This is a genomic window from SAR202 cluster bacterium (assembly GCA_016872285.1).
In the GTDB taxonomy this organism is placed as follows: domain Bacteria; phylum Chloroflexota; class Dehalococcoidia; order Lucifugimonadales.
Genome location: VGZZ01000001.1, coordinates 65854 through 90735, shown reverse-complemented (window position 1 = coordinate 90735; position 24882 = coordinate 65854). Strand labels below are relative to the sequence as shown.

Here is a 24882-nt window from a genome sequence, read left to right as displayed (position 1 = left end):
CAGCGCCGCCTAATAATTGGCTTTGGACTGATTGTCCTCCTTTTAGTGGCCGGCGTAATTATTGGGGGATGGTACACGAAATTTTATTCGCCGCCGCGCGTGCAGGCCGCGGTGGTGAACGATACCATTTTCACGCAGGGCGACCTGGTAAAAAGGGTGCGCATGATTCAAGCGGCCCAAGGGTACGAAAGCGCCAACATTGACGTGTCCACTATCCTCAGGGTGCTTTATAACCCCGAGATTGATGTCAGCGCCGGCCCATTCAACCTGGGCATGGTGCAGATGGAGCTGCTCAGGCAGTTCGCGTCTCAGTACAGCGTGACTGTTGAGCCTCAAGAAGTTACCGACGGTATAAGGGCCGTTTTTAGGCCGGAGGTAGAACCCGGGCAGCAGGCGACCGCCGACCAGTTGGAACGGGAGTACCAGGAGCGGTACAGGACGTTCTTAAACCGCTTTCGAACCTCGGACTCGGATTACAGACGCATAGTGGGAGAGCAGCTGTATTTTGTGAAGATGCTCCAGGCTATAGGAGCCGAGGCACCTACTGAGGCAGACCATGTGGAGGTGTCCTGGCTGGAGATACCTGTACGCCCAGACCCGTCCCTGGGCGATCCTTCAAAGTTCCAGGATATCAACGGAATAAAGAGCCGTTTGCAGAAAGAGGACTTTACGAAGGTAGCGGGAGAGTTTGCCGCCGCCTTCCAGCATGCCGAGGACACCGGGTATGTTGGCTGGGTGCCAAGAGGAGCGTTTCCTAAGTTAGACCCGCACTTGTTTGGAAGCAGCAGCCAGCAGGCTCTGGCGGTAAACCAGGTGAGCGAACCTATATTCGCGGGGCAATACTACTACTTTGTTAAAGTTTCCGCGGGGCCCCAGAAGCGCAATGTGGAGTCCGAATGGAAGGACAGGCTGCAAAGAGTGGCGCTGGAGACGTGGCTCTCCAACAAGTTTGATGAGGGGACCTCCGCCGGTTGGCTCAAGGTAAACTACAACAGTGAAATATACTCCTGGGCTGCCAAGCAGTTGAACCAGACCGCCCGTCAGAAGAGGGGCCAGTAGTTGAAAGGCCAGCAATCCATTGGGATAGGTCTTCTCGGGTTGGGTGTAGTGGGTGGAGGTGTGGCTGGGGCGCTGGCAGCTCAAAAAGATGCTCTGTCATTTAGGGCCGGAGGGCTGCTGTCGCTGAGAAGGGTTCTGGTTAGGGATGTTAACAAGCCGCGTTCTCTCGAGATTGAGCCATCGCTGGTGACGGGCAGAGTTGAGGATGTGCTGTCAGACCCGTCGGTACACATAGTAGTGGAGCTGATGGGGGGGGTAGAGCCGGCGGGAGACTATATAAAGCGGGCGTTGAAGCTTGGAAAGCACGTAGTGACAGCGAATAAGGACCTGGTGGCGCAGCAAGGGCCGGAGCTATTCGAGCTTGCCCGGTCGAGCAAGGCGGGGCTGCTGTTCGAGGGAGCGGTGGGGGGGGCGATACCGATCATCGGCCCGCTGACCAGAGACCTGACGGCTAATGACATTCACTCCATCCACGCCATCATAAACGGCACCACAAATTTTATCCTGACCAACATGGCTGAGAAGGGCATGGAGGCGGGCGACGCCTTAGCGCTGGCGCAGAAGCTTGGCTACGCCGAGTCTAACCCGTTCAACGACGTGGAAGGGGTGGATGCGGCGTATAAGCTGTCGATCCTAGCGACTTTAGCCTTTCATTCCAGGGTTTCGCCGCAGCAGGTGTTCAGGGAGGGAATTACCAGGCTACATGCCAGGGACTTCCGGTACGCCAGCGAACTGGGCTACGCGATTAAGCTGCTAGCCATAGCCAAGCGAAACAGCCACACCATAGAGGCCAGGGTGCATCCGGCGCTTGTGCCTGAACGACATCTTCTGGCGAAGGTGGGCGGCGCGTTTAACGCTATTGAGGTGGAAGGGGACTTGCTGGGCAGGGCAGTGTTCCACGGCCTGGGAGCGGGGCAGGGGCCGACCACGAGCGCCGTGCTGGGAGATGTGGTGGAGATCGCGAGGCGCATCGCTACGAAGGCGCCGCCGCCATCGACGCCGACTATGGAGAAGGAGCTGCGGGTGAAGAATATGGCGGAAATCGAGAGCCGCTGTTACTATCGCTTGAAGGTGGCGGACCGGGCCGGAGTGCTGGCCCAGATCACCCGGGTCCTGGGGGATTTGAATATAAGCATTGCTAATATAATTCAGAAGGACACAGATTTAGAGAATCGAACAGCGGAGATAGTGATTACCACGCACCCTTCTAAACACTCGGCGGTGCAAAAGTCCGTGGAACAGATGGAGAGACTGAAGGTGGTGACAGAGGTAAGCAATCTGATAAGAATAGAGGAAATGCCTACCTGAAAAAGCGATATGCCAAAAGGGGTAATCAAAAGATATAGCCAATATTTGCCTGTCACGGAAAAGACGCCTGAGATAACCCTGGGGGAGGGTGACACACCGCTAGTGCGCTCGACGCGCCTGGCGGCGGAAATGGGCGGGCTAGAGCTTTATTTCAAGCTGGAAGGGTGCAATCCCACGGGTTCTTTTAAGGACCGGGGGATGGTGGTGGCGGTAGCGAAGGCACTGGAGGAGGGAAGCCGCGGGATCATCTGCGCCTCCACGGGCAACACCAGCGCGGCGGCGGCGGCTTACGGCGCACGTTTCGACGTGCCTGTGACGGTGCTGGTGCCTAAGGGGAACGTAGCCGCTGGCAAGCTGGCCCAGGCCAGGGCTTACGGCGCGAGGGTGCTGGTGGTCAACGGCAACTTTGACCAAGCGCTTACCATGGTTCGGACTCTGGTGGAGAGGCATCCGATAACGCTGGTCAATTCGGTCAATCCCAACAGGCTGGAAGGCCAGAAGACTGCTGCCTTTGAGGTTGTGGATGAGTTAGGCGACTCGCCGGATTATGTTTGTATACCTGTGGGTAACGCGGGAAATATTACGGCCTACTGGAAAGGGTTTGTCGAATACAAAGGCAAGGGTAAGGCCCGCTCTTTGCCTCGAATGATGGGATTCCAAGCCGAGGGCGCAGCTCCGATTGTGCAGGGACGCCCAGTTGAGAACCCATCGACGGTGGCGTCGGCTATCAGGATTGGGAACCCGGCGAGCTGGCAGGCGGCGATCAAGGCGAGGGATGACTCGGGGGGAATCATCGACTCAGTTAATGACGATGAGATTTTGGAGGCCTATCATAAACTGGCGGCGTCGGAGGGAATTTTCTGTGAGCCGGCGTCGGCGGCCAGCGTAGCGGGACTTATGAAGCTATACAGGGCGGGCTGGGAGCTAAAGGGAAGCCGCATAGTGTGTATAATCACCGGCTCAGGTCTTAAAGACCCGGACCTGGCGGCGCGTTCCATACGCTCGGAGATGATAGAGGTCTCGCCGCGGCTGGAGGAGGTTGAGGCGGCGTTGCTGATCCCTTCGGCCTAGAATTGGGCAACCTAAAGCAGGGGGAACATGATCAAGGAGGAGAAGATACGCCAGAGCGTGGCGGCTATTCTGGCCGCCATTGGCGAGGACACGTCCAGGGAGGGGCTAAAGGATACGCCGTCGAGAGTCGCCAGGATGTACAGTGAACTGTTCTCCGGCGTAGGGCTAGACCCAGCGGAGGCTTTCACCGCGCTTTTCGAGGACAGCGGGGAGTCCAATGCGGTTGTTTTGCGTGACGTGTCGTTTTTCTCGATCTGCGAACACCATCTGCTGCCCTTCTATGGCGCGGCGCAGATTGGGTATATCCCCAAGGGAAAGGTGTGCGGGGCCAGCAAACTGATAAGAGCGCTGGAGATTGTGGCGAGGAGGCCGCAGCTTCAAGAGCGCATGACGTCGCAGCTGGCCGACGCGATTCAGCTAGGCCTGGACTGCCATGGGGTGGCGGTGATTGTGGAGGCGGAACACATGTGCATGACTATGCGGGGAGTGCGCAATCAGGGGAGCAGAATCATGACCAGCGCGGTGCGAGGCCCGTTCCCCAAGGGGCAGATGAGTTCAGCCGAACTTATGAACATGCTGCGGGCCGCTTAGATGTCTTCAGTCGAATGCCATAGCTCTTTCGATGAGGTGTCGGCGGAGTGGAATAGACTATTGCCGCGCAGCGCCGTCAACACCTTATTCCAGACGCCGCAATGGCAGAGAGCGTGGTGGGAAGAGCTGGGCAAGGGGGAGCGGTTGTGTTTTCTTCGAGTCGGCGGCGACAATGGGATGGAAGGGATGGCGTCGCTACGGAGCGGGAACGGCGTACTGACATTTGTGGGAGACAAGAACGTGTGCGATTACAACGACTTCCTGGTGCCGCGCGGCCAGGAAGAGGTTTTTTACCGGGAGCTGGTGGAACACCTGGGGAGCCTGGAATGGCACACGCTGGAACTCTATTCGTTGAACCACTCGTCGCCTACCTTAGGGCTCTTCCCGGACATAGCCCGCGGCAAGGGCTATCGAGTGGAGGTTGTGCAGGACGAGGTGTGCCCGGGCAAGGCGCTTCCTAAGACCTGGGATGAGTATGTGAACAGCCTATCGAAGAAAAACCGCCATGAGCTTCGCAGGAAGCTGCGCCGGCTGGATACCGCGCCCGGAGTGAAGTGGTACGCATTACGGTCGCCGGAGGAGATAGAGGGGGCGATGGACGATTTCTTCAGCCTGCTGAAGATGAGCCGCGAGACGAAGCATAGGTTTCTGACGCCGGAGAGGGAAAGGTTTTTCAGGGGCATTGGGAGAGAGATGGGAGATCTGGACGTGATGCGGCTTTATTTTATGGAGGTGGAGGGCAAGCGGGTAGCCTCCGCTCTGTGCTTCGACTATGGCGCCTCTAGGTTTTTATACAATAGCGGGTATAATCAAGACTACGGTTTTTACAGTGTGGGGTTGCTTTTGAAGGCGTTTACCGTGAAGGATGCCATAGAGGAAGGAAAGGATTACTACGATTTCTTGCGAGGCAACGAGCCGTATAAGTACGACCTGGGCGGAGAGGATAAGCCGCTTTATACCATGACGGTGACTAGAGGGTGAGCAACCTGCGGGTGGCTATGGTGAGCTTCCACACCTGCCCTGGATTAGCGCCTGGAGCGGGCAAGGTTGGGGGTATGAACGTTTACGTTCGGGAGCTGTCCAGGAACCTGGGCGCCATGGGCATGCAGGTGGATATTTTCACTCGCCGCCACAAGGGGCAGAATCAGGATATCGTAAGCCTAGGGGACAGTGTAAGAATTGTTCACCTGGATGGAGGGCCGGAGGATGCGGAGTTAGAAGGTTTGTATCCGGGGGTACACCGTTTCGCGCAGCGCATTTTTGACTTTCAGGCACAGAATGGCATTCGATACGACTTGATTCATGCCCATTACTGGATGTCCGGCCTGGTGGGGCAATGCCTATCTCGTCGGGATAAAGCGCCCATGGTGATGACCTTCCACACGCTGGCAGAGTTGAAGAAGCGGGCGAGGCCGGGGGAGAAGGAACCGCCATATCGCACGGCCATAGAGAGGCAACTTTTAGCCAAGGCCGACGCTGTAACCGCTTCCAGCCGTCACGAAATTGAGGCGATGGTCAATCTCTACCAAGCAGACAGGAACAAGATTAGACTAGTATATTGCGGAGTAGACCTGTCTCTATTTAAGCCGCTGGATATGAAGGAAGCGCGGCACAGGCTGGGACTGAACGGGGAGAAGGTGCTGCTGTACGTGGGGCGCATTGAGGCGCTGAAAGGCGTGGACCTGCTGCTTCGAATAGCGGCGACCATGGAGGTAGAGGATAGGATCAAGGTGCTGATTGTCGGCGGGGACCTGAGCCAGGATAAAGAGGTCCAGCGGCTGAAGTCCCTTTCCGAAGAGATGGGTGTATCTCAACGTGTGAAGTTTGTAGGCCGAGTGGACCGGGAGCTTCTCCCGACGTACTTTTCCGCAGCCGATATTTGCGTAGTGCCGTCCTATTACGAAAGTTTTGGTCTAGTGGCGCTGGAGTCCATGGCCTGCGGCACTCCGGTGGTGGCCGCCCGGGTGGGAGGGCTTCCGACGGTGGTGAAGCACGGCCAGACTGGATACTTGCTGCCGTGGCGCTGCCCGGAGCCCTATGCGGACGCCTTGTCTATTGTTCTGGGGAACGAGGACTTGAGGAAGACTATGAGCCAAGCTGCCCTGGAAAGGGCAAGCTCTATGGGCTGGGACACGGTGGCGAGCAAGGTGGGGGAATTATATAACGGGCTTGTGACTGAGAACTCATCTAGATGATGACACAGGAAGAGCCTAGACCTACCAGGGCAGTGGGGAGGATGGGCAATCACATACGAGAGCGTATGGTGTCGGGTTTGCTGGTCATCCTACCGTTAGCAGCCACGTACCTTGTCCTTAAATTCGTCTTTGATCTCATCGATCCCAATCTGAGAAAGATAATTGAGCGGATATTCGGCAGAGATATTCCTGGGGTGGGCTTAGTCCTATTCTTTATCATCATTTATCTAGCCGGGGTTATAGCAAGCTACGTTATTGGGAGACGGATAATAGATTTTGGGCATCACCTGGCGGACCTTATACCAATCGTAAGGCCGATTTATCGAACGGCGCGTCAAACGGTCGACGCGCTATCGAATGCTCAGGGGAGCTTTCGTTATAGCCGTGTAGTCATGGTAGAGTGGCCGCGGCAGGGGTTGAAGACGATTGGATTTGTGACGGCGTCTTATGTAGATCCGGGCAACAGGCCGATGACTGTGGTATACATACCAAACAGCCCGCTGCCAAACTCGGGATGGATAGCGGTGCTACCCGAAGAAGAAGTCACGCATACAAACTTGAGCGTGGATGAAGCTATGAGAATGGTGCTTTCGGCTGGATCGGTGCTGCCGGAGCACATCAAGGACTACGGCGCTACGCAGGTTGTGTCTAAAGCAACTCAGGACGCCGACGCAAGGGAAGCCTCAAACCACTGAGTTTCCGCAACTTTTTCGAAGCCCAGGGACTGGTAGAGGCTTACAGCGGGACGATTGCCTGAGTCCACTTCCAACTCCACAGCCGATACCTCTTTGGATGTCAGATAGCAGAGGCTTTGCTGGAGGAGGGGGCGGCCCAGACGCTTCGCGCGGTAGTCCGGCTGGATGCCGATCATGGATATGATGCCTACCAAGGCTTCCCGGCGAGGCAGCACGAAGGTCCAGCAGTACCCGGCCACCTTATGATTGTCCTTTAGGAAGATGATGCCCTGAGGCGGCGTAATGCTCATGGACGCCCGGTATTCGATCTCTTCCTCCGTGTTGGGAGAGAAGCCCCAACTGCCGGTGAAGGCTGCATTTTGTATCTGAGTAAGGATTTTGGCGTCCTCGGAGCCTCGATAGGCGCTAAAAGAGTACCCCTCCGGGAGGTCCGGCTGGGGCGTGTCTTGCACGTTCCAACGCATGGTCCAGTAGAGTCGGCATGGCTGGAAGCCTTCCCGGGATAGGGCGGCGCGCCAGTGGGGCTCCGACGGCTTCTGCACGTGCATCATAGCCGCGCCAAGATCCCCGGCCCGTTTTAAAGCGGCACGAATCAAGGCCTGTTCCACGACCGGGCGAGAGCTATCCGGCAACACTTTCAAGTCTAGAACGGCGCGGCGGATCCTAAGCTCCGTGATGACGAGGGCGGCGCCGTTCAGGGTGTCATGGATGAGGCAAAGAAAAAGGTTATCCTCCACGTGAAGGTTGGGCAACCGAAGGTACTCTTTCAGCAACTTTTCGCTGGCAGGAGCGGGGTCGCCGGCGGCACGTCGAAGACTATTTTCCAGCTTTAGGAGGGCGGGGAGGTCAGCCCATCGGAAGGCGCGTATCGATAGATGTTCAGTACACAAAGTAGATAGGAATACTTATCGCTAGAATTTTCCAGGGGTTTCCTAACAGGGTATCGGATACAATCGCCAGCTTGACACTACTGGGCGATTATAGCAGAGTAGCTTTTCGCTAACAATGATGCAGGAGACACGAGTGGAGGAGACGCCTAAGCGAGTCCTTGTGGTAACGCCGCACCCGGACGACGCGGAGATATCATGCGGTGGCACCGTGGCCAAGTGGGTGAAAGCGGGCGCGGAGGCGTATTACGTGCTCTGCACTGACGGGGGAAAGGGGTCCGAGGACCCGAAGATGACACACAAGAGATTAGCCAAGATACGGTTAAAGGAGCAGATGGATGCGGCTGCGGTTCTAGGGGTGAAGGACGTGGTGCCGCTGGGACATCCTGACGGAGAACTGGAGGAGACGCGGGAGTTTAGAGGGCAGATTGTGCTGGCGATACGGCGGTTCAAGCCGGATGTAGTAATTTGCCCTGACCCCTACAGGCGCACGTTTTATTTTCATAGGGACCACCGAATCACCGGCATTGTCACACAGGACGCGGTGTTTCCCTACGCCCGGGACAGACTCCACTACGCCGAGCACGAGAAGGAGGGGCTGGAGCCTCATAAGACGCCAACGATATTGTTTTGGGGCGCTGAAGAGTGCGATACGTATATTGACATAACCGATACGCTGGAACTGAAAGTGGAGGCCCTGAAGAAACACGATAGCCAGGTGGGCGGCCTATCCAGCGACGATACGGAGAAGTGGCTGCGAGACTGGGCCAAGGACATGGGCAAAAAGGCGGGTTACGAGTACGCCGAAGCCTATCGCAAGGTATCCTTCCGCTTTTAGCCATGGACGGTCCTTTGCTTCTGAGGCGAGTTGCTAAAGCGACATTGGACTTGTTGCTGTCGATGCGGTGCCTGGGCTGCGGCAGAGAAGGCGCGGGAATTTGCCTGGACTGCCAGTCCGCATTGCCTCGCTTAGAGCCACCGTACTGCCGAATCTGCGCTCAACCTGACGAAGGTGACCCATGCCGTCGATGCGGGGAATCGCCGCTGGGCATAGACGGGGTGCGCTCACCGTATAGAATGGAGGGCGTGATCAGGGAAGCGATTCACAATCTGAAATACCGTTACTACAGGGCGCTCGCGCCGGAGCTAGGCGGGCTTCTGGCTAGATGTCTCGGTGACAATCCTATCGACGCGACGGTTATAGTGCCGGCGCCGCTGCACCGTCGAAAGCTGCGGGAACGGGGATATAACCAGTCGGAGCTGGTGGCCAGGGAGGTGGGGAGGCTGACGGGACTAAGGGTGGAGCCTGGATGGCTAAAGAGGACAAAGAACTCGGCGCCGCAGGTGTCGGTGGCGAATCGAGGGGAGAGGGCCAGGAACGCGCAGGGAGCTTTCGAGGCGTCCGGAGATTTGCGGGGAGAGCGGGTACTAGTTATCGATGATGTATGCACAACAGGCAGCACGCTGGCGGCCTGCAGCGCGGCGTTGAAGGATAGGGGAGCGGATGCGGTATGGGGGCTGACTGTGGCGCGGGAGGCGTGAGCGTACCAGGCGTGCTAGAATCAGGCCATGAGCAAGATCAAGGCTGTATTCTTCGATTTTTATAACACGCTGGCGAGGTTCTGGCCGCCAGTGGAAGAAATCCAGGTGGCGGCTTGTCGAGAGATTGGGCTGTCAGTGACCAGGGAAGGGATTCTCAAGGGGTATCACGTCGCGGACGACTATTTCAATCGTGAAAACGCTAGGGCGTCGCTGGCGGGGCGGTCGGAAGAGGACAGAGGGGAGTTTTTCGCTCGCTACGAACAGATGGTGCTGCTGGGGGCCGGTCTGGCGGTGACGCTGCCGCTGGCGAGGCAGGTGTGGCGGTTGACGACGCTGGTGCCCAGGGAGTTCGCGGCGTATGAGGATGCTGCGCCGGTGCTGAGGGCACTGAAGAAGAGGGGGCTTACACTGGCCGTTATATCCAACTTGAACAGGGATATGGGGCCTATGGTGAAAGAAATGGGGCTGGGCGAGTACTTGGACTTCTGCGTCACGTCCAAGGAGGTGGGGGAGGAAAAGCCGCACCCCCTGGTGTTCCTAACGGCGCTGCGAAAGGCTGGGGTGGAGCCTAATGAGGCGCTGCATGTGGGAGACCAAGTTTACTCGGATGTGGAGGGAGCCAGGGCGGTAGGGATAACACCGGTGCTTTTAGACCGGCATGGATGGCACGGAGAGGCGAAAGGGTTGATGAGGGTGCGGGGGTTATGGGGAGTGGAGGAAGTGGCGGCGTCCAGGGGTTAACGCAAGGAAGCAAGTGGTGCTCTGCTTGGCTGAGAGCCAGCTGAAATGGGATGCTCCACTGACGGTTTAGGCAAAGGCGACGAGGGCGGACGCTTGAAGGCAGGCTATTAGTCAGGCTATTAATGATAAATAGTAAACACAGGTTAGTAATAAATAGTAAAGGCAAGTTACTAATATTAACTAAACCAAGCTATCCGATTAGATAGTAAAAACTTCCAGCGCCTGGAAGAGAATTAACAACCGAATGTTGCCAAAACTTGGAGACGGTTGAGGAATGTTCTAGTCCTTAATTGCCGAAGTTAGACAACAAATAGGGGTGAGGGGAGGGGCGGTGTCACCTCGGCGATTGCCTAGATTCCAATTTATCGCGCTGGCTGTAGGGCTTGTAGCAACCCTGCAGCTGACTGTGTTTGCGGGGATTACAAAGGCTGACGAGCCTCAAACTCCTGGCGTTTCAGAGGTCCCTGACGTATTTTCTACAGACGACCCAAGCGCAGAAGGCGCAGACGGAGCAGAACAGAAATCTGACCACCCTGGCGCCTCTATTGCAGTAGAAGGCCTTGCCGGGGCGCTGTCCGAAGAGGCTGAAAAACTTCTTGGTGAGACCATTGACGGTGCCGCCTTGGACTTAAAGGAACCCGCACCTGCCACAGAAGAGGCGACGGATGCTGAGACTGGCGCTGCCGCTTCGGAGGATAAGAACAGTGGCAGCGAGGTCCCGTCCACGACTCCCGACGAAACTTTGGAGTATTGCGAGGCCAGGGATGAAGTGGAGGGAGACGGCGGAAAGGCGACAGAGGCGTCGCCATCCATTGCGGAAATCCTCCAAGAGAAGATTGGCGCAGCCATAGACGACCTGATCACCCCGCTGTCTGCAACGGACGAGGAGTGGGCTGCTGCCCTGAAGGAGACCATTGACGAGACGACGGCCGCAGCGATGGAAACCGCCGACGCGGCAATGGAAGCGTCTGAGGAATCGTCAGGAGTATTGGAAGGCTGTGAAAGCGTCGAGCCTCCTGGCGCCGCCAGCGAGTCCGAGACCGAGACAACGGAAGCCGAGGGGCCGGATTCGGATATTAATATTGATGAATCGGATAATGAGAACGCTGCGCAGCGGGAGACACCACTAAAGACCGAGCAAGGCGCCGAGAGCGTCGGCACGAACGGGAACAGCAGCCACTCCAACAGTAACACCGCCACATCAGCCAACGTTAACGAAACAAACCAGCAGATTAAGCAGAAGAACCAGGCAGGAAGCCAGGAGAGCAATGGCGAGGCGGTGAAGCAGGAAAGCGCGGCGGTCAACACCAACGAGACCTATCAAAGCACCGAGGCTAAGGCTGAACAGGACACTTCAACCAGCACTATTGAGGCATCATCTGACAGCATCCCGGCTGACAGCGTTCCGCATCCGATGTCGGATGCGGGGGTTGAGGGGGCTCAGGAGGCCGCCGAGATTTCCGAGGGCGTGGCGGCATCAGAAATAGTCACAGACGTCGGCGAAAACGCTTCTGATGTCCAGACTACAAACGCCGCAGAAGGAACCGTTGAGACCACGGATAAAACTGCAGCTGATGTCACGGAAGAGCCGGTGATCCTAGAGGAAGATGACGGGACCATTGCAGAGGATGAGCAGGGAGGCCAGGATTCTGGAGACGATGTTCCAGCTACAATTCTGGAGATGAGTCACCAGGGGATAGAGGAGCCGGTTGAGAAAGATCCCATAAACATTATGCAGGAAATCAGCGAAGCAATGGGCGGCGCTCAAGACGCCGGAGAAGCGGCCGACGCCGCTCATGCTGATGTTAGAGCGGAGAAGATCTTTGAGAATCTAATGGAGGGCGCGCAACTAGCTGGCGCTTCCAAGGAAAGCCAAGGCCCCGTTAAAGTAAGAGTGCCGCGACAAAGCGCCGACAAAGGTCGACATGTCGACCTTTCGTTAGGCAAACAGTCGGTACAGCAGAGGACGAAAGATGAGGCAGCAGGCGGAGTAAGCGCCGCCAAGGACGCCCCCTGTGACACAAAGGGACAAGGCGCCGAGGAGGAACCAGAAAAAGGGTCCGCCGCGGTGGAAGCCATCACGTGGTCCCATCAGGCGGATTTCTTGGATGCAGGATATGAAGGCCCAGCGGTTTTTGACGGGCACACCGTATCATCGGTGAAGTCTTCGCAGACCGCCGACGAGAGTAGTGGGAAGGCGGCATCGTCTACATCTTCGCCCGGCACTAATCCGGTGGCTCCCAAAAATGAGACGCCTGCCAAGAAGGCACTGCCAACCCTGTCATCCAGCAGCGTCACGTCCAGCCAAGACTATTCCAAATCGACACACGGGCTTGTAGCCGCCCGCAATGAATTTGGGCCTATTTCCTGGCGAAATGTGTACAGCCAGGAGGGTATTACTTACAAAGCTGTATCTCTCAGCTCATCTGTTCCTCCTGGGTGACTACGGTCAGCGCGCAGCACACTACAGACCGCGGCGCGCTTGAAGTGGTTACCTAACTTTGACCCGAAAGGGCAAACAAGGAGAAACAGAACGTGAAACGAATCATTGGGGTATTAAGCATTACTGTTGCGTTACTGGCAGTAGTATTGCTTGCTCCCGCTCTGTTTGCCGGCGGCATCGGCAGTACAGGGTATGTCGGGGGCTGGCTTGAGCAAGACAACACCGGCGGCAGCTTCGACGAGACACTCCAGGCGTGTATAGACGACTCCTGGCAGGTCAACGAAAGCGTAGCTGTTGGTGGGAGCAGCACTCAAGAGAACGAGAATGAAGTCGAGTGCGAAAACGAAAACGAGGTCACCCAGGCGCTCATTCAGGAGAATAGAAAGGAACCACTGTAGATGCCGGGTTTGAGAGCGCCTCCAGCCACGAGGACGATGGCATAGAGCAGGACAACGTTGGAGCCAACTTCAACGAGACCTTGCAACTCTGCGGAGCCTGGGCTGGGCAGGACAACGATAACGCCACTATTGGCGGCATCGGGATCCAGGCTAACGAGAACGAAGCCGAGTGCGAGAACGAGAACACCACCAACCAGACGGTTGGTCAGCTGAACTTGGTCGAGTTAACCGGCAATGGCGGCAACGGCGATCCTGGCTCGGTAGAGCAGGACAACGTCGGCGCCAACGCCAACGGCACGTTGCAACTCTGCGAAGCCGCTGCGGGCCAAACGAACGACCAAGCCACCATAGGCGCTATCGGCATTCAGGCCAACGAGAACGAGGCCGAATGCGAGAACGAGAACGACACCACCCAATCGGTTGACCAGACGAATGAGGTCACATACAGCAGCGGCGCTGCTAGCGAGGGTGTCGAGTCTCAGGAGAATGGGGAATACGGCGACCCTGGCATAGGTCAATCCAACACCGGCGCCAACGCCAACGTGACCTTGCAAGGCTGCGCTGCCTGGGCTGGCCAGGACAACGATCAAGCCACTATTGGCGCTATCGGGATCCAGGCCAACGAGAACGAGGCTGAGTGCGAGAACGAGAACACCACCAACCAGACGGTTGGTCAGGCGAACTCAGTCGTATACAACGGCGGCAGCAACGGAAACTTCAGCACTGTTGAACAGGACAACGTTGGCGCCAACCTCAACGTGACCTTGCAGGGCTGTGAAGTAGCTGCAGGCCAAGTGAACGATAACGCCACCATTGGCGCTATCGGGATCCAGGCCAACGAGAATGAGGCTGAGTGCGAGAACGAGAACACCACCAGCCAGGGCGTTGGGCAAACTAACGCCGTGGAGTACAACGGCGACGGCAATGGCAACTTCAGCACTGTTGAACAGGACAACGTTGGCGCCAACGCCAACGAGACCTTGCAGGGCTGCGCTGCCTGGGCTGGTCAGGACAACGACCAAGCCACCATAGGCGGCACCGGCGTTCAGGCCAACGAGAACGAGGCTGAGTGCGAGAACGAGAACTCGACCAGCCAGGGCGTCGTTGGGGTGAACCAAGCGGTGTATGCCGGGACTGGCAACGGTAATGGCAGCTCGGTAGAGCAGGACAACGTTGGAGCCAACTACAACGGGACGTCGCAAGGCTGCGAAGTCGCTGCTGAGCAAGCCAACGACAATGCTACCATAGGCGGCTCCAGCAACCAGGAGAACGAGAACGAGGCCGAGTGCGAGAACGAGAATGAGACCAGCCAGGACGTTGTCGGCCAGAACGTTGTCGTATACAGCGGGATTGCCAACGGTAATGAAAGCCCTGTCGCACAGGCCAATACCGGCGCCAATTACAACGGGACTGAGCAGGAATGCGGGTCTGGTAACTGGGCCGGGCAGGACGACAACAACGCCACCATTGGCGGCGACAGCAACCAGGAGAATGAGAACGAGGCTGAGTGCGAGAACGAAAACTCTACTGGTCAGAGTGTCGGGCAAGCCAACGTGGTAGTGTACTCGGGCGACGTCAACGGCAACTTCAGCGCCATCGAACAGGACAACGTGGGCGCTAATGCCAATGAGACTAGCCAGGGCTGCGCGGTCGCTGCTGAGCAAGCGAACGACAACGCGACCATTGGCGGCTCAAGCAACCAGGAGAACGAGAACGAAGCCGAGTGCGAGAACGAGGACACGACCGGCCAGGGCGTATCCCAAGCCAACATCGCGGTGTACCAAGGCGACGTTAACGGGAACTTCAGCGCCATCGAGCAGGACAACGTTGGCGCCAACCTTAACGAGACCAGCCAGGGCTGCGAAGCCTGGGCCGGGCAGGACAACGACAACGCCACCATAGGCGGCTCCAGCAACCAGGAGAACGAGAACGAGGCTGAGTGCGAGAACGAGAACACGACCAGCCAGGGCGTATCCCAAGCCAACGTCGTAGTGTACTCGGGCGACGTCAACGGGAACTTCAGCCCCGTGGAGCAGGACAACGTGGGCGTGAACGCCAACGGGACTGAGCAGGGCTGCGAGGTCAAGGCCCGCCAGGAAAGCGACAACGCGACTATTGGCGGCTCCAGCAACCAGGAGAACGAGAACGAGGCTGAGTGCGAGAACGAGAACACGACCAGCCAGGGCGTAGCGCAGGCTAACGTCGTGGCATACGATGGCCAGGTTAATGGCAACTTCAGCCCGGTAGAGCAGGACAACGTTGGCGTCAACGCTAACGGGACCATACAAGGTTGTGAGACCAAGGCCAAGCAGGACAACGAGAACGCGACTATTGGCGGTGAGAGCAACCAGGCCAACGAAAATGAGGCCGAGTGCGAGAATGAGAACGAGACTACCCAGGGCGTAGGGCAAGCTAACGTCGTGTCGTACGACGGCGCAGTTAGCGGCAACGAAAGCCCGGTAGAGCAGGACAACGTAGGTGTCAATGCCAACGGGACCATACAGGGCTGCGAGGTCAAGGCCCGCCAAGAGAACGACAACGCTACTATTGGCGGCTCCAGCAACCAGGAGAACGAGAACGAAGCCGAGTGCGAGAATGAGAACACGATCGGCCAAGAGGTTGGTCAAGAGAACTCAGTTGAGTACACCGGCGAGGGGACTGGCAACGGCAGCGCGGTCGGACAGAGCAACGTTGGCGTGAACGCCAACGGGACTCTGCAGGGCTGCGAAGCCAAGGCCAAGCAGGAGAACGCTGACGTAGCTATTGGCGGCTCCAGCAACCAGGCCAACGAGAACGAGGCCGAGTGCGAGAACGAGAACACGACTGACCAGACGGTCGATCAGGGGAATACGGTTACGTACAGCGACGGCGCTGGCGCTCAGGGTGAAGGCGCTGGTACTCAGAGCGATCACGTCAACGGCGATCCTGGCATAGAGCAGGACAACGTTGGCGCCAATGCTAACGAGACCCAGCAGGAGTGTGCGGCCAAGGCCAAGCAGACCAACGTCAGCGTGGCGGTGTTCGGTGACAGCAACCAGGCCAACGAAAATGAGGCCGAGTGCGAGAACGAGAACACCACCACCCAGGGCGTTACCCAGGACAATACGGTGACCAGTGGCGGCGCTCAGGGTGCTGATGCTGAGACCACCCAGAACGGCGATCCCGGCGTCGAGCAGAGCAATACAGGCGCCAACGCCAACGACACTACGCAGAACTGCGAGGCCAAGGCCAGGCAGAGAAACATCAGCGTAGCCATCTTTGGCAACAGCAACCAGAACAACGAGAACGAGGCTGAGTGCGAGAACGAGAACACCACTGATCAGACAGTTGATCAGGGAAATACGGTCTCGTACGGCGGCGGCGCAGGAGGGTCCGTAGGACAGAACAATACCGGCGCCAATGCCAACAGCACCAATCAGACTTCGAGTGTTAGAGCCAGCCAGGAAAACGTAAGCGTTTCCATCTTTGGCAATAGCACCCAGAACAACAGCAACAAGGCTAAGGCCGAGAACGAGAACACGACCACCCAGAACACCACTCAGAGCAATACGGTCGAGTCCTCAGGCGGAGCCGGAGCTGGCGGAGCTGTTGAGCAGGGCAACACCGGCGGCAACACTAACGGGACCGAGCAGACCTCCGATACCGGAGCCACGCAGGAGAACACGAGTGTAGCTGCTGGCGGGACTGAGACAGAGAGCGCACCATAATGGTGAGGCAAGTCTGTCATGCTCTAAACCCTAACAACCCAGAGCAAGACATGGAGCTAAATAGTAAGGTCTACGTCGTAGCCTGACGAAGGGACGACAAGGACTACGCTAGGCGCTCTAATATAGGGCCCCCCGAGCATTCGGGGGGCCCTATATGGCCGAAAAGGCCGGATGGCTAGACCTTTGAAGCTAAATTCTGAGGGCGCAGCTTAAGGTGATGGGCAGGGCTCGGATCAGCCGACGGGAAGGGCGGCAAGGCGGTACTGGAAGGCTTTCATAGCTTTGAGGATGGTGAGGAGGCCTTTTTGCCACTGAGGTCCCATGAGATGTTTGTCCAGGCGCACTTGCATATTGCCGACCTTGGCCCAGGAGCCAAGGGCTTTTTCCAGGGGCAACCGGGCACCGCCGACGGGTTCTTTGAGGTTTAGAATAATAGCGTCGCTGGAGTGGGCGACGGACTGAACGCCTACATCTCGCGCCAGAGTCTTGACGGTGATGCCGTATAGAAGGTCTTCGACAGCGGGCGGCGGCGGGCCAAAGCGGTCCGCCAGCTCCTCACGTATATCGTCGATTTTGTCGAGGGTATCAAGGGCGGCAAGACGTTTGTAGACAGCCAGCCGGTTGGGCAGGTGGGAAATGTAGTCCTGGGGCAGGTGGGCGGAGAGGGGGAGGTCCACGCGAATTTCATCTTTAGGCTTGAGGCCGTCAACTGGGGCCTGGCCCTGCTGGGCGCGAAGCTCGGCGACGGCTTGGTTGAGGAGCGAGCTATAGAGCTCAAAACCGACGGCGTGGATGTGGCCGCTCTGCTCAGCGCCCAGGATGTTACCGGCGCCTCGAATCTCCAAATCTCGCATGGCGAGCCTGAAGCCGGCGCCAAGCTCGGAGGCCTCAAGGATGGCGCGCAGGCGCTTTTCCGCCTCCTCAGTAATCTTGCGGCCTTTGGGGACAAAGAGATAGCAATAGGCGCGGGAACTGCTGCGGCCCACTCGACCACGGAGCTGGTAGAGCTGGGAGAGGCCGTAGCGGTCGGCGCGGTCGATGATGAGGGTGTTGGCGTTGGGAATGTCTAGGCCGGACTCGATGATGGTGGTGCAGACCAGAACGTCGCTTTCGCCATTAGCGAAGGCGAGCATCTGGGCTTCCAGTTCATCCTCGGCCATACGGCCATGGGCCACAGTAATCCTGGTCTGGGGGACCAGCTTGGAAAGCTCACCGGCGACACGTCGGATGGAGCTGATTCGGTTGTGGAGGAAGAAGACTTGGCCGCCGCGGTCAAGCTCGCGAAGGATGGCTTCCTTTACAGCGTCATCGGAATACTCGCCGACGTAGGTCTTGACGGGGTGCCGTTCCTCGGGAGGCGTCTCCATAGTGCTCATATCGCGGATGCCGGCAAGGGACATGTAGAGGGTGCGGGGTATAGGAGTGGCGCTGAGGGTGAGGATGTCCACCTCCTGGCGGAGGCGCTTGAGGCGTTCCTTGTGGGAGACGCCGAACCGATGCTCTTCGTCGATGATGACGAGGCCGAGGCGCTTGAACCGCACGTCTTTTTGGAGGAGACGGTGAGTGCCAATGACTATATCGACCTCGCCGCTTTTTAGCCGCTCAATAACCGCATCCTGCTCTTTGGAGGAGCGGAACCGGCTGAGGACTTCCACGGTGACGGGGTAGGGAGTGAGGCGGCTGCTGAAGGTGGCGTAGTGCTGCTGGGCCAGGACGGTAGTGGGGACGAGGATAGCGACCTGCATATCGTCGGCGACGGCTTTAAAGGCGGCGCGGAGGGCGACTTCCGTCTTGCCATAGCCCACGTCTCCACAGACCAGGCGGTCCATGGGCCTGGGAGACTCCATATCGGCCTTAACTTCTTCGATGGTGTGGGACTGGTCGGCGGTCTCCTCGAAGGGAAAGGCATCCTCCATTTCCTGCTGCCAGACGGTGTCAGGCGAGTAGGGGTGGCCCTGGGCCATCTGCCGGCCGGCGTGTATATCCAGGAGTTCTTTGGCGAGCTCCTGGGTGGAGGCCTTAGCGCGCTGCTTGGCGCGCGCCCATTCCGGGCTGCTGAGACGTGTGAGGGCAGGAGGCTTGTCACTGGTGTTGACGTAGGGGGAGATGCGATCGAGATGGTCGGTGGGTAGGTAGAGCTTGTCGCCCTCGGCGTATTCGAGGACCAGGTACTCACGCTGCTCGCCGGCGGTCTCCATGCTTTTGGCGCCGCCAAAACGGGCGATGCCATGGTCTTCATGTACTACATACATGCCCGGCTCCAACTGAGAGAGGAATGGAGCCTTTTTGATGGTGCGTTTGGGGTGGATGCGTCGTTCTTTGACCGCGCCGAAGATTTCAGCGTCGGTGAAGAGAGCTACGATGCGGCCACTGGATTCCAGAACCCAACCTTGTTCCAAGGCTCCTTGGATAAGCGCAGCCCGGCCGGGGTTAGGGGAGGTTCCCAGGGTTTCCGCGACAGAGGCGGAGACGCCGGCTTCTGCTAATACCTCGGAGAGACGGCGAGAGTGGCGGGTGACCACTACAATGGACGCGCCGTTTCTGGCGAGGCCCAAGACGGCGGCGGTGAACTGGTCCAATCGTCCGAAAAAGGAGTCCGGGGTTTTGAAGGGAGTATCTCCGTCAGGTGTGGCCCAAGGGGTGAGGGATATAGAAACATGATTGGCGGCGTCCTGCTTAAAGTTGGACCAAGGCAACTGGGGCATTGGGAAGTTGGCTGGGAGCTCGCCGCGGCCGACGCGGGCCTGGCGAGTCTCCTGGACTCGGGCTTCCAGGGAGTCGGCCTCACCATCCAATTGGGTGGGGTGGTCCAGGACGAGGATGGCTTCCGGCGGGAGGTAGTCCAGGATGGTGGAGTTGTTGATGAGGCCATTGTAGAAAGACAGGTCTTCCTGATTGTGGCCGGTGAAGATGGAGGCCAGGTCGTCCTGGATGCGGTCTCGGACCTCGCCGCGGCAGTCGCTAAGATTCAGGTTGGCGATAAGGTCAGAGACGCGCCGGCGGTCGGCGAAGATGGGGAGGACTTCGTGGGCGGGGACAATGCGGATGGCATCGGCAGGCTGGACGGAACGCTGGGTGGCGGAGTCGAAAAGGGTAATGCTTTCGATATCGTTGCCAATGAGGTCCAGGCGGGCGGGGAGGCTGGAGTTCGGGGTGAAGATATCCACAATGCCACCGCGGAGGGTGAAGGTGCCGGGAATCTCTACGGACTCCTCACGTCGGTAGCCCATAGAGACCCATCGCTCGGTAAGTTCTCCGATGCGGATTTGCTGGCCGGTCTTGAGGGTGTGAGCGGTCTGTTTGAAGGTATTTGGGGACAGGGTCTTGCGAAGGGCGGCGGACAGGGAGGCGATTATCATGGGCGAGGCGCCGCCATTGTTCATGAGAGCGTCTAGGGCGGCAAGGCGCTGGTTGTTGGTAGAGGCGTCGGCGGCGAGGCGCTCCAAGGGGAGGACATCGGGCTCTGGGAAGAGATAGAGAGGGGCGTCGTCACCGAGATATAGGAGGAGCTGCTCATGGAGGCGGCGGGCTGACTCCGTCTTAGGGGTGATGATTAGCAGGGGAGCGCGCAAGTCCCGGGCTAGAGCGGAGAGGAGGAAGGGCTTAGCGCCGGCGGCGAAGGGAGCGAGGGACGAACGACGTTGACGGGCCTCTTCCAGCAGGCGCTGGTAGCCCGGGAGTGTGGTGAGGACCGACAGGAGACCTGTAAGACTCAAGGACGACCTTCAATTAACAACGTTAAGCGGGCTGCTCCGCATAACGGAGAGCCCTGTAAGTTAATTATACACCTAGGGGTGCATCGAGGGATGATTACTTTCCATTGTTGGCTTTGAAGGGCCACTGTTATAATTAAGACCATTCGTAAAGAGGGGCTTGGTTTACGCATGGATATCGCAGAGCAAAACAATACGTCAGCGTCAATGTCGCCCAACGGGGTGGCGGCGCTGCGCTACAAGCGGGTGGTGGTTAAGGCTGGGACCAGCGTGCTGACCGGCGGCAGCGATATGCTCCACTTGCCCACGGTAAGTGGACTGGTGGACCAAATAGCGGCTATACATGACCTTGGAGCCGAAGTAATGCTGGTGACTTCGGGAGCTATTGCGGCGGGACGGAAGCCTCTGGGCGTCAAAAGCGACCTGCCGAACGTGAACTTTCGCCAAGTGCTGGCGGCGGTGGGACAAAATCGCTTGATGCACGCCTACAGCCTGCTATTTGAGCCCAAGGGGATAAATATTGCCCAGGTGCTGCTGACCTGGGACGATCTGGCCGACGTGGAGCATTCTCGGAATGTACATAGGACGTTGGACTCGCTGCTGGAACTCCGGGTGGTGCCGGTTATCAACGAGAACGACGTGGTGGCGGTGGAGGAGATAGGGGAGGTGTTTGGCGACAACGATATGCTGTCTGCCATGGTGGCGAAGCTGATGAAGGCGGACCTGCTGGTTATACTGACGGACGCCGATGGGCTGATGACGGCGGACCCGAGAATAGACTCAAAGGCCAAGCGGATACCCCGGGTGGATAATATCGATGGGCAGGTGGAGTCTTTGGCGGGGAAGAAGCTGAACCCGTGGTCTCGCGGCGGTATGAAGACCAAGGTGGAGGCGGCGCGGCTGGCGACGTCGGCGGGGGTGACGGTGGTGGTGTGCGACGGGCGGCGGCCCAACGTGGTGGGGCGCGTGGAGGCAGGGGAGGATGTAGGGACACTGTTTGCGGCGGGGAGGGTTTAAGGTTGAAAATCTCCTGCTCCCTTGTGTAGTACACTGTCCCCAACATCCCTTACCGTAGGAGATAAAATGGCAGATATCAAAACTAATGCCCTCTACTACGGTGATAACCTAGAGATTTTACGTCGGTATGTTCCAGACGAGTCTGTTGATCTCATTTATTTAGATCCACCCTTCAACAGCCAACAGCAGTACAACGTATTGTTTAGGGAGAGCAGCGGTGTGCCTTCTGAGGCTCAGATTAGGGCTTTCACCGATACGTGGAAGTGGGACATAAAAGCTGAAGCTACTTACCAAGAAATAATCGTAAACTCACCTCTAAAGGTCTCAAAGGCTATAGAGGCATTAAGGGCCTTCATTGGTTCCAATGACGTAATGGCCTACCTAACGATGATGACAGTCAGATTAGTTGAACTACACCGAGTTCTCAAGTCTGAGGGTTCACTGTATCTTCACTGTGATCCCACCGCTAGTCATTATCTGAAAGTAATTTTGGATACCATATTCGACCCTGTGAACTTTAGGAATGAAATAATCTGGAGACGCACTGGTACCCATGGAAAATCTCATCGATTTGCGCCGATTCATGATGTAATTCTTTTTTACTCAAAGTCCGAGAAATACAAATGGACCTTTCTTAAGAAACCTTTCATGAGAGGCCATGTTGAGCAGTTCTTTATGAAAGATGAAGTTGGATGGAAAACTAACTATTATGGCAATGTTCTAACTGGTTCGGGTCTCCGTGGTGGAGAGTCTGGAAAGCCATGGCACGGATTTGATCCTAGTGCAAAGGGAAGACATTGGGCGATACCAAGTACATTATTTAATGATATTGATGAAGATGTATCTGGCCTAAGTCAACATCAAAAACTTGACCTTCTGTTTAAATTAGGCCTAATAAAAATAATTCCTGGGCAAGCCTGGCCAATATATGAGAAACGACTCAAGCCTGATGACGGGCAGGCGGTTCCGGATATTTGGGCATATCAGCCATATACTGAAGGAACCGTACTCGGCAGTGCGAATGGGGTAGACCAAGAGGTAAGATGGCTTTCACCAAAAGACCAGGAAAGGCTTGGTTATCAAACTCAGAAGCCTGTTGCGCTTCTTGAACGAATCATAAGTGCCTCGTCTCAGGAAGGAGATGTGGTGTTGGACCCCTTCTGTGGTTGCGGCACCGCAGTGGTGGCTGCCCAGACCTTAAATCGCCGCTGGGTTGGCATTGACGTAACGCACTTAGCTATTACAGTGATGAAGAAGCGGCTGGAAGACAGCTTCCCTGGACTTAAATATGAGGTTGTAGGCGAGCCTAAGGACGTAGCGGGGGCGGAGGCATTGGCGCGGCAGGACAGATACCAATTCCAGTGGTGGGCTTTGAGCTTAGTAAATGCTCTGCCACAGAGCGGGGAAAAGAAAAAGGGCGCTGATCAGGGAATAGACGGGGTTTTTTCTTTCATGGACGACCGTAAGGGGAGAGCACGAAGGGTCATAGTATCGGTAAAAAGTGGCGGGGTGACTGTAAAGGATGTTCGTGAGTTAAAATCGATTATTGGGCAGGATAACCTGGGACTGCTGATAGCGCTACGGCCGTCCACTGAACCCATGAGGGTTGAAGCTGCCACTGGCGGCTTCCACCATTCGATTTTGTGGGAGCGGGACTTTCCACGTATTCAGATAATGACGATAGAAGAACTGCTACAGGGCCAAAGGCCCGCCTTGCCACAGGGTGGTAAGCTACGGGGTTTTGCCAAGGCGCGGCGTGTCGAGACGCATGGTGAGCAGATGATGATGGGTGAGGCCAAAGAAACCTATGTTGTAGGTCAAGGTAACGGCAAATTTGCAGGGATGCTAGAGGACGAGGAATCTGAAGAGCTAGTCGGTGAAATTGAAGAGTGACTTGGATGGACAGATGAAATGACTAACGCATCCATAGAAACCCTCCATTCCCAGGGACAGGCGGCGCGAGCGGCTAGCCGGAAGCTGGCGAGGCTGCCCTCCAGCGTGAAGAATCGCGCGTTGGAGGGCGTGGCGGACGCGCTGGTGAAGTATTCGAACAAGATACAGGAAGCGAACAAGAAGGACTATGCGGCGGGGCGAGAAAAAGGCTTGTCGGAGGCGATGCTGGACAGGCTGTTACTAACCAAGGAACGCATTAATGGGATGGCGCAAGATGTGAGGGCCATCGCGCTGCTGGAAGACCCGGTAGGTGAGGTCTTCGACATGCAGAACCGGCCAAATGGACTCATGATAGGGAAAAAACGGGTGCCGCTGGGGGTCATCGGCTCGATATATGAGAGCAGACCAAACGTGACGGTGGACATATCGGCGTTGTGCTTGAAGTCGGGGAACGCGTGCATATTGAGAGGCGGCAGCGAGGCTATCAACTCGAACCGGATACTGGCGCGGCTCATTCGTGGGGCTATCGCCGAGGCAGGGGCGCCGGAGGACGCGGTACAGTATGTTGATGACCCGGACCGCAAGCTGGTGGAGGCGATACTTCGCATGAACCAGCACATTGATCTGATGGTCCCTCGCGGGGGAGATAAGTTCATCAAGTTTGTGGCGGCTAACGCCACAATGCCTGTGGTGGCGGGGGGCGTTGGTGTGTGCCATACATACGTGGACCGCGCGGCGGACTTGAAGAAGGCGGTGGCGATTGCTTATAACGCGAAGGTTAAGCGCCCCACGGTGTGCAACGCTTTGGACACGTTAATTGTCCATGCCGAAGTGGCACCCAAGTACCTGCCGGCCATCGGCAAGGAGTGGGCCAAGGCTGGGGTGGAGATGCGGTGCGACCATCGCGCCATGAGTATACTGGGGCCTCTGCAGGAGATGAATGTGCAGCCTGCTACGAGCGAAGACTGGGGAAAGGAATTCCTGGCCCTGGTGGCGGCTGTGAAGGTGGTGGACTCAGAGGAGGAGGCGCTGGAACATATACAGACCTTTGGATCAGGCCATTCCGAGGCAATTGTGACAGAGGACTACAGCGCCGCCATGCGATTCCTGGATGAGGTGGACGCGGCGGCGGTGTACGTGAATGCCAGCACTTATTTCACAGACGGAGGACAGTTTGGGCTAGGGGCGGAGGTAGGAATCAGCACTCAGAAGTTCCACGCCCGGGGCCCTATGGGGCTGAAGGACCTGACATCTTATAAGTGGATAGTTATGGGCAACGGCCAGGTACGGGAGTAAGGAGTCTTTTATGCCAGATTACACCTTTGAGCGGGACTGCCGGACGGCCAACTCGGAGTCGTACACGATTGTCGAGGATACACATCCGGTGGGAAGGATAGATATTCATTTCACGCCTAACATGGTGCATGGGACTCTGTGCGTGGTGGAGAGCCTGACACAGGAGTCGATTGAGGACCTGCTAGAGATCATAGATGAGGAACTGGTGGATGTGGCGGGCGTTAATCGAGAAGAGTTCATTGTCCACGTGTTTCAGGGGAGGGAGGCGGGGGTCTACAGCGACCAGGGGTTTGAGCGTAACGGAAACGGCCGGGAAGCGATATAAT

The 24882-nt window shown here is 57.3% G+C and carries 19 protein-coding genes; 17 read left to right on the top strand and 2 right to left on the bottom strand.

All coding sequences use genetic code 11. The annotated features are described in order from the left end of the window. Nucleotides 1-45 precede the first annotated feature (45 nt). From FJ320_00375 to FJ320_00345, 7 genes are read left to right on the top strand one after another with little or no spacing between them, the layout of a single operon-like run. Nucleotides 46-1059 (top strand): hypothetical protein, encoded by a 1014-nt coding sequence (locus FJ320_00375; GenBank protein MBM3924436.1) that lies wholly within the window; start codon nucleotides 46-48, stop codon nucleotides 1057-1059. After that, on the top strand, nucleotides 1060-2367 hold the full coding sequence (locus FJ320_00370; GenBank protein MBM3924435.1) for a homoserine dehydrogenase: 1308 nt from the start codon (nucleotides 1060-1062) through the stop codon (nucleotides 2365-2367). A 9-nt stretch (nucleotides 2368-2376) separates the two neighbouring features. Continuing rightward, the gene (locus FJ320_00365; protein MBM3924434.1) at nucleotides 2377-3438 is read left to right on the top strand and encodes a threonine synthase; all 1062 of its coding nucleotides are present in this window, start codon (nucleotides 2377-2379) and stop codon (nucleotides 3436-3438) included. A gap of 27 nt (nucleotides 3439-3465) precedes the next feature. Continuing rightward, the gene (folE, locus tag FJ320_00360) at nucleotides 3466-4029 is read left to right on the top strand and encodes a GTP cyclohydrolase I FolE (protein ID MBM3924433.1); all 564 of its coding nucleotides are present in this window, start codon (nucleotides 3466-3468) and stop codon (nucleotides 4027-4029) included. Continuing rightward, nucleotides 4030-5010, top strand: coding sequence for a GNAT family N-acetyltransferase (locus FJ320_00355; GenBank protein MBM3924432.1), 981 nt, complete (start codon nucleotides 4030-4032; stop codon nucleotides 5008-5010). Further along, on the top strand, nucleotides 5007-6224 hold the full coding sequence (locus FJ320_00350; protein MBM3924431.1) for a glycosyltransferase family 1 protein: 1218 nt from the start codon (nucleotides 5007-5009) through the stop codon (nucleotides 6222-6224). Before FJ320_00355 ends, FJ320_00350 begins: the two co-directional genes overlap by 4 nt. Then, nucleotides 6221-6919 carry a DUF502 domain-containing protein gene (locus FJ320_00345; protein MBM3924430.1) on the top strand — a complete coding sequence of 233 codons (699 nt, stop codon included), beginning with the start codon at nucleotides 6221-6223 and terminating at the stop codon, nucleotides 6917-6919. Before FJ320_00350 ends, FJ320_00345 begins: the two co-directional genes overlap by 4 nt. Here the strand turns inward: FJ320_00345 and FJ320_00340 are convergent. After that, nucleotides 6883-7809: a GNAT family N-acetyltransferase gene (locus FJ320_00340; protein ID MBM3924429.1), complete on the bottom strand. Its 927-nt coding sequence runs from the start codon at nucleotides 7807-7809 to the stop codon at nucleotides 6883-6885. The two genes, FJ320_00345 and FJ320_00340, sit on opposite strands and share 37 nt — an antisense overlap. A 115-nt stretch (nucleotides 7810-7924) precedes the next feature. On the opposite strand from FJ320_00340, the gene FJ320_00335 reads away from it, so the two are divergent. From FJ320_00335 to FJ320_00310, 6 genes are all read left to right on the top strand, one after another. After that, nucleotides 7925-8644 (top strand): PIG-L family deacetylase, encoded by a 720-nt coding sequence (locus FJ320_00335; GenBank protein MBM3924428.1) that lies wholly within the window; start codon nucleotides 7925-7927, stop codon nucleotides 8642-8644. Nucleotides 8645-8646: 2 nt separating this feature from the next. Next, nucleotides 8647-9348, top strand: coding sequence for a ComF family protein (locus FJ320_00330; GenBank protein ID MBM3924427.1), 702 nt, complete (start codon nucleotides 8647-8649; stop codon nucleotides 9346-9348). Between the two features lie 27 nt (nucleotides 9349-9375). Then, nucleotides 9376-10089 (top strand): HAD family hydrolase, encoded by a 714-nt coding sequence (locus tag FJ320_00325; GenBank protein MBM3924426.1) that lies wholly within the window; start codon nucleotides 9376-9378, stop codon nucleotides 10087-10089. A gap of 346 nt (nucleotides 10090-10435) precedes the next feature. Further along, entirely contained in the window at nucleotides 10436-12532 is a 2097-nt protein-coding gene (locus FJ320_00320) for a hypothetical protein (protein ID MBM3924425.1), read from the top strand. Between the two features lie 92 nt (nucleotides 12533-12624). Beyond that, a complete protein-coding gene (locus FJ320_00315) occupies nucleotides 12625-12930 on the top strand; it encodes a hypothetical protein (protein ID MBM3924424.1) in 306 nt (101 codons plus the stop codon). A gap of 80 nt (nucleotides 12931-13010) precedes the next feature. Then, entirely contained in the window at nucleotides 13011-16637 is a 3627-nt protein-coding gene (locus FJ320_00310; GenBank protein MBM3924423.1) for a hypothetical protein, read from the top strand. 233 nt (nucleotides 16638-16870) lie between these two features. On the opposite strand, the gene mfd is transcribed toward FJ320_00310, so the two are convergent. After that, nucleotides 16871-20353 carry a transcription-repair coupling factor gene (gene mfd / locus FJ320_00305; protein MBM3924422.1) on the bottom strand — a complete coding sequence of 1161 codons (3483 nt, stop codon included), beginning with the start codon at nucleotides 20351-20353 and terminating at the stop codon, nucleotides 16871-16873. A 168-nt stretch (nucleotides 20354-20521) separates the two neighbouring features. Between mfd and proB the strand changes: the two genes are divergently transcribed. The 4 genes from proB to FJ320_00285 all read left to right on the top strand — a co-directional run bounded on the left by proB (nucleotide 20522) and on the right by FJ320_00285 (nucleotide 24881). After that, nucleotides 20522-21367, top strand: coding sequence for a glutamate 5-kinase (gene proB / locus FJ320_00300; protein ID MBM3924421.1), 846 nt, complete (start codon nucleotides 20522-20524; stop codon nucleotides 21365-21367). Between the two features lie 66 nt (nucleotides 21368-21433). After that, on the top strand, nucleotides 21434-23260 hold the full coding sequence (locus FJ320_00295) for a site-specific DNA-methyltransferase (GenBank protein ID MBM3924420.1): 1827 nt from the start codon (nucleotides 21434-21436) through the stop codon (nucleotides 23258-23260). An 18-nt stretch (nucleotides 23261-23278) separates the two neighbouring features. Continuing rightward, nucleotides 23279-24556, top strand: coding sequence for a glutamate-5-semialdehyde dehydrogenase (locus tag FJ320_00290; protein MBM3924419.1), 1278 nt, complete (start codon nucleotides 23279-23281; stop codon nucleotides 24554-24556). 10 nt (nucleotides 24557-24566) lie between these two features. Continuing rightward, complete coding sequence (locus FJ320_00285) at nucleotides 24567-24881, top strand: hypothetical protein (protein ID MBM3924418.1); 315 nt, start codon at nucleotides 24567-24569, stop codon at nucleotides 24879-24881. Nucleotide 24882 lies beyond the last annotated feature (1 nt).